Below are 11,940 nucleotides of genomic sequence, written 5' to 3'. Positions count from 1 at the left end.
CGGACGTTCAGTCCGCCGTGCGCTCCGCCGTGAGATACGCGATCACCATGTCGCCCAGCATGGTGCGGTAGTGCGTGCGCTGCCCCTGGTCGAGCAGGTCGCGGCCGAACAGCGCGCCGAAGGTGTGCCGGTTGGAGACCCGGAAGAAGCAGTAGGAGGAGATCATCGCGTGCAGGTCGACGGCGTCGACGTCGGCCGTGAACAGGCCCGACTCCTGGCCCGACGTCAGGATCCGGCGGATCACGTCGAGGGCGGGGGAGCCGATCTTGCCGAGCTTCTCGGAGGCGGCGATGTGCTGCGCCCCGTGGATGTTCTCGATGCTGACCAGGCGGATGAAGTCCGGGTGCTGCTCGTGGTGGTCGAAGGTCACCTCGGCCAGGCGCCTGATCGCCGCCACGGGGTCCAGGTGGTCGACGTCGAGCTGCTGCTCGGCCTCCCGGATCACGCCGTACGCCCGCTCCAGCACGGTCGTGAACAGCTGTTCCTTGCCGCCGAAGTAGTAGTAGATCATCCGCTTCGTGGTGCGGGTGCGGGCGGCGATCTCGTCCACCCGGGCCCCGTCGTAGCCGGCCCGCGCGAACTCCTGTGTGGCGACGTCGAGGATCTCGGCCCGGGTGCGGGCGGCGTCACGGACGCGCTCGCGCTCGCCAGGACGTGCCGGTTCTTCGACGCTGGTCATCAGGTTCCTTCGGGGGGAGGGTCCGGTGCCGGTGATTCTAGAAGCAGGGGCCCGCCCCCGACGGGGGCTTCCCGTGACCGGGCTCGGCTGATATAGCTAACGTACTAGTTCGTACATTAGTGAGCTGCTCGGGAGGCCCGTGTGCCCAAGGACTCGTATCTCGTCGGACTGATCGGTTCCGGCATCGGCCCCTCGCTCAGTCCGGCGCTGCACGAGCGGGAGGCCGACCGCCAGGGACTGCGCCTGCTGTACCGGCTCATCGACATCGATCCGCTCGGGGTGCCGCCCGAGGCGGTGGGCGATCTGGTGCGTGCCGCCCGTGACCTGGGCTTCGACGGACTCAACATCACGCATCCCTGCAAGCAGCTCGTCATCGAGCACCTGGACGCGCTCGCCCCGCAGGCCGAGGCGCTGGGCGCGGTCAACACCGTCGTCTTCGAGGACGGCCGCGCCGTCGGCCACAACACGGACGTCACCGGCTTCGCCGCGTCCTTCGCGCGCGGACTGCCCGACGCACCGCTGGAGCGGGTCGTGCAGCTGGGCGCCGGCGGTGCGGGCGCGGCCGTCGCGCACGCCACGCTCACCCTCGGCGCCGAGCGGGTCACCGTCGTCGACGCCCTGCCCGAACGGGCCGCCTCCCTGGCCGGCTCCCTGAACCGCGCCTTCGGTCAGGGCCGTGCGGCCGCCGCGCCCCCGCAGCGGCAGGCCGAGCTGCTCGCGCACGCCGACGGCATCGTCCACGCCACGCCCACCGGCATGGCGGCCCACCCCGGCCTGCCCCTGCACGCCGACCTGCTCCACCCGGGGCTGTGGGTCGCCGAGGTGGTCTACCGCCCGCTGGAGACCGAACTGCTGCGCACCGCCCGAGCGCTGGGCTGCGCCACCCTCGACGGCGGTGGCATGGCCGCCTTCCAGGCCGCCGACGCGTTCCGCCTGTTCACCGGGCGGGAACCCGACGCCGCACGGATGCTGACGGACCTGACCGAACTGGCCGGGGTCGTAGGGGCACCGAACTAGAGAGAGGTACCGACGTGCGTACGTCCATCGCCACCGTCTCCCTCAGCGGATCCCTCACCGGGAAACTCGACGCCGCGGCCCGGGCCGGCTTCGACGGGGTGGAGATCTTCGAGAACGACCTGCTGGCCAGCCGCCTCACCCCCGAGGACATCCGCGCCCGCTGCGCCGACCTCGGCCTGACCATCGACCTCTTCCAGCCCATGCGGGACATCGAGGCCGTGCCCGAGGCCGAGTTCTCCCGGAACCTGCGGCGGGCCCGCCACAAGTTCGACCTGATGCGCAGGCTCGGCGCCGACACCGTCCTGGTCTGCTCCAGCGTCTCCCCGCAGGCGGTGGACGACGACGCCCTCGCCGCCGAGCAGCTGAGCCGGCTCGCGGACCTCGCGCGGGAGTCCGGCGTCAAGGTGGCCTACGAGGCCCTCGCCTGGGGGCGGCACGTCAGTACGTACGACCACGCCTGGCGCATCGTCGAGGCCGCCGGTCACCCGGCGCTCGGCACCTGCCTGGACAGCTTCCACATCCTCTCGCGCGGCTCGGATCCCAAGGGCATCGCGGACATCCCCGGCGAGAAGATCTTCTTCCTCCAGCTCGCCGACGCCCCGCTGCTCGCCATGGACGTCCTGCAGTGGAGCCGCCACTACCGCTGCTTCCCCGGCCAGGGCGGCTTCGACGTCGCGGGGCTGGTGCGGCATGTGCTGCGCACCGGCTACGACGGCCCCCTCTCCCTGGAGGTCTTCAACGACGTCTTCCGGCAGGCCGACGCCGGACCGACCGCCGTGGACGCCCGGCGTTCGCTGCTGGTCCTCCAGGAGACGGTCGGCCGGGCGCCCCTGCCCGACCCCGTCGTCCCCACCGGCGTCGCCTTCGCCGAGCTGGTCACACCCGACGCCGAGCCCCTCACCGCCCTGCTCGGTTGCCTCGGCTTCACGCGTACCGCCCGGCACCGCGGCAAGCCCGTCGCCCTGTGGGAGCAGGGCGAGGCCCGGATCCTCGTCAACACCGGGCCGGCCGTCCGCCGCGACGGCACCCAGCTCGCCGCGATCGGGCTGGAGTCACCCGACCCGGCAGCGGCGGCCCGGCGTGCCGAGGCCCTGCTGGCACCCGTCCTGCCCCGCCGCCGCGCACCTGAGGACGCCCCGCTCGACGCGGTCGCCGCCCCCGACGGCACGGAGCTCTTCTTCTGCGCCACCGGACGCCCCGGCCTGCCCGACTGGCGGGCCGACTTCGAGGACACCGGCCCGGGCCCCGCCCCCACGGGCATCCGCCGTATCGACCACCTCGCCCTCACCCAGCCCTGGCATCACTTCGACGAGGCGGCCCTCTTCCACCGCGGGGTGCTCGGGCTGCACGCCCAGGAGAGCGTGGACGTCGCCGACCCCTACGGACTGCTGCGCAGCCGCGCCGTCACCAACGCCGACGGCAGTGTCCGGATCGCCCTCACCGTCGGCGCCGCGCCCACGGACGAGACCGTCCAGGCGCAGCACATCGCCCTCGCCACCGACGACGTGGTCGCCGCGGCACGCCGCTTCCGCGAGGTCGGCGGCCGGCTGCTGCCCGTCCCGGCGAACTACTACGACGACCTCGCCGCACGCTTCGAGTTCGCCGACGGCGAGCTGGAAACCTACCGCGACCTCGGCATCCTCTACGACCGCGACGTCCACGGCGTCTTCCGCCACTGCTACACCCGCACCGTCGGCCGCGTCTTCTTCGAACTGGTCCAGCGCGACGACGGCTACCGGGGTTATGGCGCCGCCAACGCCCCGGTGCGGCTGGCGGCACAGCACGCGGTGCGGGGCCTCACTGGCGGCTGACGGTCCGGGTGATGCCCGTGACGACGGTCGTGGCGAGGATCCAGCCGGTGAGGACGAGGGCGTAGGACAGCCACTGGTAGCCGTCGGCCGGCGCGAACGCCCCCTCCTGGCCGAAGGAGATCACGGGCAGGAGCAGGTCGAGTGTGTAGAACACCGGGTTGAACTGCGGGGCCTCGTCCGCCTTCAGCGGCTGGGGGTGGTGCAGCGCGTAGGCGACCGAGCCGATCACGAGCAGCGACACCAGCCAGCCCGCGGCCCGCAGGGGGCGGAAGCCGTAGCCGACGGTGGCGTCCTGCACATAGCCCCAGAGCCGGCCGTACCAGGGGAGGGTGCCGCGGTGGCGGCGCTGCTTGGCGAGCTGGACCTGGCGGGCGGCGTGGTCGTCGCCGATCCGTCGATAGGCGGCGGTCAACTGCTCGTAGGCGTGCGGGACATAGCCTTCGCCGTCTCGCCGCAGCATCGCCAGACGGCGCTCGGCGGGCGCGTGCGGCGTGAGGGAGGTGTAGACGAGGCTGTCGAGCAGGACCTCCTCCGGGACCACGTCCGGCTCCAGCCACAGGACGTCCACCTGGGCGCGACGCAGATTGAGCGTGCCCTCCATGGGCGGGCTCTTGCGCAGCCAGACTTCCCCGATGGTGCAGCTGCTGGCCCGCAGCGCGGCGTCCCCGGGGTTCGACAGGCGCGCGTGCGACAGGTCGAGACGGCCCTCGATCCGGGCGCCGCGCAGGCCGATCCAGCCGTACACCTCCACGCCGCGCAGCAGGACGTCGCCTTCCACGGCGGCCAGCTCCGCGTCGAGGACGACCTCACCCCCGCTGCCTTCCAGCCGGGCCTGGCCAAGGTCGACGGACCCGGCGACCGACGCGCCCGTCAGGAGCACCCCGCCCCGCGTCCGCAGGCCCGGCGCCGACAGGCCGTCCCCGACGGTCACATGGTTGAGCTGGAGTGCCGGCTGACCGGCGGACAGTGCGTCGATGTCGGCACGGTCCAGGAACAGCGCCCCGGAGATCTGCGCGCCGCCGAGCCGCACGGGCCCGTCGAACAGGCAGTCCGACATGCGCAGGACGCCGTCCACCCGCAGGGTGGCGGCGTCCAGGCCGGGCAGGACGGAGTCGCGCAGGTTCAACTGGCGCAGGCGCGCCGCGTACAGAACCGGGACGTTCTCGAAGTAGCAGTGACTCAGGCGCACGGCGTGGTCGATGTCGCCGTACTTGAGGTCGAGCGACCCGGTGATCCGCGCACCCCCCAGTCTGAGGGCGGCGGTCTCCCCGTCCTCCTGCGGAGCGCTCAGCAGCAGGGCCCGCAACACGGCGGCCCGTACGGTCCGTTCGGGTCCCCAATCCGCGCCCCGCTCCGGATCCTCGTCCGCCGACTCCCGGAAGTCCACGTCCTGCCCACCCGAAAAGGCGCGCCACACCCGCTCCTCGGCGGGTGTCATATCGTCGATCTCCATCAGCGGGGACTCTGACGCCCCGGCCGGAGGCTGTCAACTCACCTCCGGCCGGGGCCGGTTACGTCCTGGTGTTCCACTCCGCTATCACAGGCCGGTCGTGCTCGGTCGACAGCCGGCTGACCGTGCCCGTCTCCAGGCGGAACAGTCGCCCTTCGGCCGCTGACAGGCCCAGGCGGCGGGCCGTCAGGGCGCGGAGGAAGTGGCCGTGGGCCACCAGCATCACATCGCCCTCGGGCAGCGCCCCCGCCACCCGTGACAGCACCCGGTCGGCGCGCTCGCCGACCTCCTCGGGGGACTCGCCCGGCTTGCCGTCGGCACCGGGCGGGCCTCCGTCGGTCCACAGGTCCCAGTCCGGGCGGGTGCGGTGTATCTCGTCGGTCGTGACGCCCTCGTAGGCGCCGTAGTACCACTCGTGCAGGTCCGCGTCCCGCACGGCCCCCGTCAGGCCCGCGAGTTCGGCGGTGCGCACCGCGCGGGTGAGAGGGCTCGTGAGGACCAGCGCGAAGGGGCGGCCCGACAGGAGCGGAACCAGCGACTTGGCCTGTTCCTCACCGCGCGGGGTGAGGGGCAGGTCGGTGAAGCTGGTGTGCTGTCCGCTCCGGCTCCACTCCGTCTCGCCGTGACGGACCAGCAGCAGATCGCCCACGGTGCTACGCCTTCTTCGCGGACTCGACGGCGTGGCCGCCGAACTGGTTGCGCAGCGCGGCGATCATCTTCATCTGCGGGGAGTCGTCCTGACGGGAGGCGAACCGGGAGAAGAGGGAGGCGGTGATCGCGGGCAACGGTACGGAGTTGTCGATCGCGGCCTCGACGGTCCAGCGTCCCTCACCGGAGTCCTGGGCGTAGCCCCGGAGCTCCTCCAGGTGCTCGTCCTCGTCCAGGGCGTCCACCGCCAGATCCAGCAGCCAAGAGCGGATGACGGTGCCGTCCTGCCAGGAGCGGAACACCTCGCGGACGTTGTCCACCGAGTCCACGGCCTCGAGCAGCTCCCAGCCCTCGGCGTAGGCCTGCATCATCGCGTACTCGATGCCGTTGTGGACCATCTTCGCGAAGTGGCCGGCGCCCACCTTGCCCGCGTGGACGTAGCCGTACGGGCCCTCCGGCTTGAGCGCCTCGAAGATCGGCTGCAACCGGTCGACGTACTCCTTCTCGCCGCCGACCATCAGGGCGTAGCCGTTCTTCAGGCCCCACACGCCACCGGAGACACCCGCGTCGACGAAGCCGATACCGCGCTTGCTCAGTTCCTCGGCGTGCTTCTCGTCGTCCGTCCAGCGGGAGTTGCCGCCGTCGACCACCGTGTCGTAGGGCTTGAGGAGATCCGCCAGACGGTCGATGACGTGCTGGGTGGCGTCGCCGGCCGGGACCATGACCCAGACCGTGCGCGGCGCTTCCAGCTGGTTGACGAGGTCGGCCAGACTGCTCGCGTCGGACTTCTCGGGATTGGTGTCGTAGCCGATGACGGTGTGGCCGGCGTTGCGCAGGCGCTCGCGCATGTTGCCGCCCATCTTGCCGAGACCCACAAGACCGATCTGCATGTCAGTTCACTTCCCGAAGATTGCGGTAGGCGGCCACCAGCGCGGCCGTGGACGGGTCGAGACCGGGGACGTCAGCGCCCTCGGTCAGGGCGGGCTCGACGCGCTTGGCGAGGACCTTGCCGAGCTCGACGCCCCACTGGTCGAAGGAGTCGATGTTCCAGACCGCGCCCTGCACGAACACCTTGTGCTCGTAGAGGGCGATCAGCTGGCCCAGGACCGACGGGGTCAGTTCGGTGGCCAGGATCGTCGTGGTCGGGTGGTTGCCCTGGAAGGTGCGGTGCGGCACCTGCTCCTCGGGCACGCCCTCCGCCCGCACCTCCTCGGCGGTCTTGCCGAAGGCGAGCGCCTGCCCCTGCGCGAACAGATTGGCCATCAGCAGGTCGTGCTGCGCCTTCAGTTCGTCGCCGAGCTCGGCGACCGGCCGCGCGAAGCCGATCAGGTCGGCGGGGATGAGCTTGGTGCCCTGGTGGATCAACTGGTAGTAGGCGTGCTGCCCGTTGGTGCCGGGCGTGCCCCACACCACCGGGCCGGTCTGCCACTGGACGGGACGGCCCTCGCGGTCCACCGACTTGCCGTTGGACTCCATGTCGAGCTGCTGGAGGTAGGCGGTGAACTTGGACAGGTAGTGGCTGTACGGCAGGACGGCGTGCGACTGGGCGTCGAGGAAGTTGCCGTACCAGACGCCGAGCAGGCCCATCAGCAACGGGGCGTTGTCCTCGGCGGGGGCGTTGCGGAAGTGCTCGTCGACGATGCGGAAGCCGTCGAGCATCTCGCGGAAGCGGTCCGGGCCGATGGCGATCATCAGCGACAGGCCGATCGCGGAGTCGTACGAGTAGCGGCCGCCGACCCAGTCCCAGAACTCGAACATGTTGTCGACGTCGATGCCGAAGTCGGCGACCTTCTCGGCGTTGGTCGACAGCGCCACGAAGTGCTTGGCCACCGCCTTTTCTCCCCCACTCTCGGCTTCGCTCGAGCGGGAGGTGCCCCCAACCCCGAGGCCCTCCAGCAGCCAGGACCGCGCCGAGGTCGCGTTCGTGATCGTCTCGATCGTGGTGAAGGTCTTGGACGCGACGATGAACAGCGTCTCCGCCGGGTCCAGGTCGCGCACGGCCTCGTGCAGGTCGGCGCCGTCCACGTTCGACACGAAGCGGAACGTCAGATCCCGCGCGGTGAACGGCCGCAGTGCCTCGTACGCCATCGCCGGGCCCAGGTCCGAGCCGCCGATGCCGATGTTGACGACGTTGCGGATGCGGCGGCCGGTGTGCCCGGTCCACTCCCCGGAGCGGACGCGGTCGGCGAAGCCGGCCATCTTGTCGAGCACGGAGTGCACGCCCGGGACGACGTTCTCGCCGTCGACCTCGATCACCGCGTCCCGCGGGGCGCGCAGCGCGGTGTGCAGCACGGCCCGGTTCTCGGTGACGTTGATCCGCTCACCGCGGAACATCGCGTCGCGCAGCCCGGACACGTCGGTGGCGGCGGCCAGCTCCTGGAGCAGGGCCAGCGTCTCGTCGGTGATCAGGTGCTTGGAGTAGTCGATGCGCAGATCGCCCACGCGCACGACGTAGCGCTCGGCACGCCCCGGGTCCGCCGCGAACAGCTCACGCAGGTCCGGCTGCGGAAGGGCGTCCGTGCGGTGGTCCTCCAGGGCGGTCCACTCGGGCCGCCGCGTCAGCTCGGGGGAGCCGGAGGGGGAGTCAGACATGAGCAGGGGTCTCCTCGGTGGCCTCGCCGTTCAGGGCGATGGCGTACATCTCGTCGGCGTCGAGGCGCCTGAGCTCCTCGGCGATGAGTTCGGAGGTGGCACGGACCTTCAGCGCGAGGGTGCGGGAGGGCTGGCCCGGCAGGGTCAGCGTGGCCAGCGGGCCCTCGGGACGGTCGATGACGATCTCGCCGGTCTCCGTGCCCAGGCGGACGGCGGTGACGACCGGCCCGGCGGTGACCACGCGGTCGACCGAGACGTGCAGCCGCGCCTCGAGCCAGCGGGCCAGCAGTTCGGCGGCGGGGTTCTCGACCTCGGCCTCCACGGCCGCCGAGGTCACCGGTACCCGGGCCTGGTCCAGCGCCGCCGCCAGCATCGAACGCCAGGGCGTCAGCCGGGTCCAGGCGAGGTCGGTGTCACCGGGCGCGTAGGCGCGGACCCGGCTCTCCAGTACCTCCAGGGGGTTCGCGACGGCGTACAGGTCGGTGATCCGCCGCTGGGCCAGTGCCCCGAGCGGGTCCTTCGACGGCACCTCCGGGGCGTCCATCGGCCACCACACCACCACCGGCGCGTCCGGCAGCAGCAGCGGCAGCACCACCGAGTCGGCGTGGTCGGACACCTCGCCGTAGGTCCGCAGCACCACCGTCTCGCCGGTGCCCGCGTCGGCGCCCACCCGGACCTCGGCGTCCAGCCGGGACTGGGTGCGGTCGCGCGGGGTGCGGGCGTGCCGCTTGATGACGACCAGGGTGCGCGAGGGGTGCTCGTGCGAGGCCTCCTCGGCCGCCTTGATCGCGTCGTAGGCATTCTCCTCGTCCGTGACGATCACCATCGTCAGGACCATGCCCACAGCGGGCGTGCCGATGGCGCGGCGCCCCTGTACCAGCGCCTTGTTGATCTTGCTTGCCGTGGTGTCGGTCAGGTCGATCTTCATGGCCTGCGCCAGCTCCGTCCGTCTCGTGCGAGCATCTCGTCGGCTTCCGCGGGTCCCCAGCTGCCCGAGGCGTACTGCGCCGGCCTGCCGTGCGTGGCCCAGTACTGCTCGATCGGGTCGAGGATCTTCCAGGACTCTTCCACTTCCTGGTGACGGGGGAACAGGTTGGCGTCGCCCAGGAGGACGTCAAGGATCAGCCGTTCGTACGCCTCCGGGCTCGATTCGGTGAACGACTCGCCGTAGGCGAAGTCCATCGTCACGTCCCGGATCTCCATCGACGTACCCGGCACCTTGGAGCCGAACCGGACCGTCATGCCCTCGTCCGGCTGGACGCGGATGACGATCGCGTTGGAGCCCAGCTCCTCGGTCGCGGTGGAGTCGAAGGGGGAGTGCGGGGCCCGCTGGAAGACGACCGCGATCTCAGTCACCCGGCGGCCGAGTCGCTTGCCGGTGCGCAAGTAGAACGGGACGCCGGCCCAGCGCCGGTTGTCCACCTGGAGCCTGATCGCGGCGTACGTGTCGGTCTTCGACGAGGCGTCGATGCCGTCCTCGTCCAGATAGCCGCCGACCTTCGCGCCACCCTGCCAGGCCGCCCCGTACTGCCCGCGCACGGTGTTCAGCCCCAGGTCCTGCGGCACCTGCACGGCCCGGAGCACCTTCAGCTTCTCGGTGAGCAGCGAGGCCGCGTCGAAGGCTGCCGGCTCCTCCATCGCGGTGAGCGCCATCAGCTGGAGCAGGTGGTTCTGGATGACGTCACGGGCGGCCCCGATGCCGTCGTAGTACCCCGCGCGGCCGCCGATGCCGATGTCCTCGGCCATGGTGATCTGCACATGGTCGACGTACGACCGGTTCCAGATCGGTTCGAACATCTGGTTGGCGAAGCGCAGCGCCAGGATGTTCTGGACGGTCTCCTTGCCCAGGTAGTGGTCGATCCGGAAGACCTGCTCCGGGTCGAACACGTCGTGCACGATCGTGTTCAGCTCCTGGGCCGACTCCAGGTCGTGCCCGAACGGCTTTTCGATGACCGCGCGGCGCCAGGAGCCCTCGGGGGCGTTCGCCAGCCCGTGCTTCTTCAGCTGCTGGGCGACCTTCGGGAAGAACTTCGGCGGCACGGAGAGGTAGAAGGCGTAGTTGCCGCTGGTGCCCCGGGAGGCGTCCAGCTCCTCGACGGCGGAGCGCAGCTGCTTGAACGCCGTGTCGTCGTCGAAGTCGCCCGGGATGAACCGCATGCCCTCGGCGAGCTGCTGCCAGACCTCCTCGCGGAACGGGGTCCGGGCGTGCTCGCGGACCGCGTCGTGCACCACCTGCGCGAAGTCCTGGTCCTCCCAGTCCCGGCGGGCGAAGCCCACCAGCGAGAAGCCCGGCGGCAGCAGGCCGCGGTTGGCCAGGTCGTACACGGCCGGCATCAGCTTCTTGCGGGACAGGTCGCCGGTCACCCCGAAGATGACGAGCCCGGACGGGCCCGCGATCCTGGGCAGACGGCGGTCGCGCGCATCGCGCAGGGGATTGGCGAAATCGGCGTCGGCCTGCACCGCGCGGGGGGCGGCCTCGGCCTTGCCGCTCACCCCGGTCTGCTCGACACCGGCCGCCTCCTGGGCCGCCCGGGCCTCCTTGTCCTCCTTGGTCCCTATGGTCTCCTGATCGGCCGTCTGAGGGATGCCCTCGTTCATTCCGCGTCAACTCCCTTGCTGTTCAAGGACTTGGTGACCGCGTCCAGCAGGTCCTGCCAGGCCACCTCGAACTTGGCCACGCCCTCGTTCTCCAGTTGCCGCACCACCTCGTCGTACGCGATGCCGAGCCGCTCGACGGCCGCCAGGTCGGCGCGGGCCTGGGCGTAACCGCCGGTGACCGTGTCGCCCTGGACGTCGCCGTGGTCGGCGACGGCGTTCAGCGTGGCCTCCGGCATGGTGTTGACCGTGCCGGGGGCGACCAGTTCGTCCACGTACAGGGTGTCCTTGTATGCGGGGTCCTTCACACCGGTGGAGGCCCAAAGGGGGCGCTGCCGGTGCGCACGGGCCCCGCCCAGCGCCTGCCAGCGCGCCCCGGCGAAGACCTGCTCGTACGCCTCGTAGGCGAGCCGCGCGTTGGCCAGGGCAGCCCTGCCCTTCAGGGCGAGGGCCTCGTCCGTGCCCTGCAGCGTCAGCCGCTTGTCGATCTCGGCGTCGACGCGGGAGACGAAGAAGGACGCGACCGAGTGGATGTCCGACAGGTCGAGACCGGCCGCCTGGGCCTGCTCCAGACCTGCGACGTAGGCGTCCATCACCTCGCGGTAGCGCTCCAGCGAGAAGATCAGCGTCACGTTCACGCTGATGCCCGCGCCGATCACCTCGGTGATCGCCGGCAGGCCGGCCTTCGTCGCCGGGATCTTGATCATCACGTTGGGGCGGTCCACCAGCCAGGCCAGCTGCCGGGCCTCGGCGACGGTCGCCTTCGTGTCGTGGGCCAGGCGCGGGTCGACCTCGATGGAGACCCGGCCGTCCCGGCCGCCGGTGGCGTCGTACACCGGCCGCAGGACGTCGGCGGCGGCGCGGACGTCGGCGGTGGTCATCATCCGGACGGCCTCGTCGACGGTGACGCCCCGCACCGCCAGGTCGGCGAGCTGCGCCTCGTAACCCTCCCCGGAGCCGATGGCGGCCTGGAAGATGGACGGGTTGGTGGTGACGCCGACGACGTTCCTCGTGGCGACGAGCTCGGCCAGGTTGCCGGACTCGATCCGCCGGCGCGACAGGTCGTCGAGCCAGATCGACACGCCCTCGTCGGACAGGCGCTTGAGTGCTCCCGCGCTCGCGGTCGCTTCGGTCACAGTGATCATCTT

The 11,940-nt window shown here is 71.3% G+C and carries 10 protein-coding genes; 2 read left to right on the top strand and 8 right to left on the bottom strand.

The genetic code is table 11. The annotated features are described in order from the left end of the window. Window positions 1–7: 7 nt before the first annotated feature. Window positions 8–679: a TetR/AcrR family transcriptional regulator gene (locus OG542_RS06270; protein ID WP_328408942.1), complete on the bottom strand. Its 672-nt coding sequence runs from the start codon at window positions 677–679 to the stop codon at window positions 8–10. A 141-nt stretch (window positions 680–820) separates the two neighbouring features. Here OG542_RS06270 and OG542_RS06265 point away from each other — a divergent pair, with 141 nt between their 5' ends. After that, window positions 821–1,696 carry a shikimate dehydrogenase gene (locus OG542_RS06265; protein WP_328408940.1) on the top strand — a complete coding sequence of 292 codons (876 nt, stop codon included), beginning with the start codon at window positions 821–823 and terminating at the stop codon, window positions 1,694–1,696. Window positions 1,697–1,710: 14 nt separating this feature from the next. Further along, window positions 1,711–3,507 (top strand): bifunctional sugar phosphate isomerase/epimerase/4-hydroxyphenylpyruvate dioxygenase family protein, encoded by a 1,797-nt coding sequence (locus OG542_RS06260; protein ID WP_328408938.1) that lies wholly within the window; start codon window positions 1,711–1,713, stop codon window positions 3,505–3,507. Here OG542_RS06260 and OG542_RS06255 read toward each other — a convergent pair. The 7 genes from OG542_RS06255 to tal are packed head-to-tail and all read right to left on the bottom strand — an operon-like array spanning window position 3,494 to window position 11,937. Then, the gene (locus tag OG542_RS06255) at window positions 3,494–4,960 is read right to left on the bottom strand and encodes a membrane-associated oxidoreductase (protein ID WP_328408936.1); all 1,467 of its coding nucleotides are present in this window, start codon (window positions 4,958–4,960) and stop codon (window positions 3,494–3,496) included. The genes OG542_RS06260 and OG542_RS06255 overlap by 14 nt on opposite strands. Window positions 4,961–5,018: 58 nt before the next feature. After that, window positions 5,019–5,606, bottom strand: a complete 588-nt coding sequence (locus OG542_RS06250) for a histidine phosphatase family protein (RefSeq protein ID WP_328408934.1) — start codon at window positions 5,604–5,606, stop codon at window positions 5,019–5,021. 4 nt (window positions 5,607–5,610) lie between these two features. Continuing rightward, the gene (gnd, locus tag OG542_RS06245) at window positions 5,611–6,495 is read right to left on the bottom strand and encodes a phosphogluconate dehydrogenase (NAD(+)-dependent, decarboxylating) (protein ID WP_193477066.1); all 885 of its coding nucleotides are present in this window, start codon (window positions 6,493–6,495) and stop codon (window positions 5,611–5,613) included. 1 nt (window position 6,496) lies between these two features. Next, the gene (gene pgi / locus OG542_RS06240) at window positions 6,497–8,197 is read right to left on the bottom strand and encodes a glucose-6-phosphate isomerase (RefSeq protein ID WP_328408932.1); all 1,701 of its coding nucleotides are present in this window, start codon (window positions 8,195–8,197) and stop codon (window positions 6,497–6,499) included. Next, complete coding sequence (opcA, locus tag OG542_RS06235) at window positions 8,190–9,125, bottom strand: glucose-6-phosphate dehydrogenase assembly protein OpcA (RefSeq protein ID WP_311128723.1); 936 nt, start codon at window positions 9,123–9,125, stop codon at window positions 8,190–8,192. The genes pgi and opcA overlap by 8 nt, the downstream gene beginning before the upstream one ends. Further along, a complete protein-coding gene (gene zwf, locus OG542_RS06230; protein WP_328408930.1) occupies window positions 9,122–10,795 on the bottom strand; it encodes a glucose-6-phosphate dehydrogenase in 1,674 nt (557 codons plus the stop codon). Before zwf ends, opcA begins: the two co-directional genes overlap by 4 nt. Further along, window positions 10,792–11,937, bottom strand: coding sequence for a transaldolase (gene tal / locus OG542_RS06225; RefSeq protein WP_328408928.1), 1,146 nt, complete (start codon window positions 11,935–11,937; stop codon window positions 10,792–10,794). The genes zwf and tal overlap by 4 nt, the downstream gene beginning before the upstream one ends. Window positions 11,938–11,940: the final 3 nt, after the last annotated feature.

It is taken from the genome of Streptomyces violaceus (genome assembly GCF_036014075.1).
Classification (GTDB): domain Bacteria; phylum Actinomycetota; class Actinomycetes; order Streptomycetales; family Streptomycetaceae; genus Streptomyces; species Streptomyces violaceus.
Note: the sequence above shows the minus strand (reverse complement) of the source record. Positions and strands in the feature narration are given on the sequence as shown.

Bases quoted from the DNA above. Each gene is read 5' to 3' on its own strand.
- zwf (WP_328408930.1), bottom strand. From the start codon at position 10,795: ATGAACGAGGGCATCCCTCAGACGGCCGATCAGGAGACCATAGGGACC.
- tal (WP_328408928.1), bottom strand. From the start codon at position 11,937: ATGATCACTGTGACCGAAGCGACCGCGAGCGCGGGAGCACTCAAGCGC.
- pgi (WP_328408932.1), bottom strand. From the start codon at position 8,197: ATGTCTGACTCCCCCTCCGGCTCCCCCGAGCTGACGCGGCGGCCCGAG.
- OG542_RS06255 (WP_328408936.1), bottom strand. From the start codon at position 4,960: ATGGAGATCGACGATATGACACCCGCCGAGGAGCGGGTGTGGCGCGCC.
- opcA (WP_311128723.1), bottom strand. From the start codon at position 9,125: ATGAAGATCGACCTGACCGACACCACGGCAAGCAAGATCAACAAGGCG.
- OG542_RS06270 (WP_328408942.1), bottom strand. From the start codon at position 679: ATGACCAGCGTCGAAGAACCGGCACGTCCTGGCGAGCGCGAGCGCGTC.
- gnd (WP_193477066.1), bottom strand. From the start codon at position 6,495: ATGCAGATCGGTCTTGTGGGTCTCGGCAAGATGGGCGGCAACATGCGC.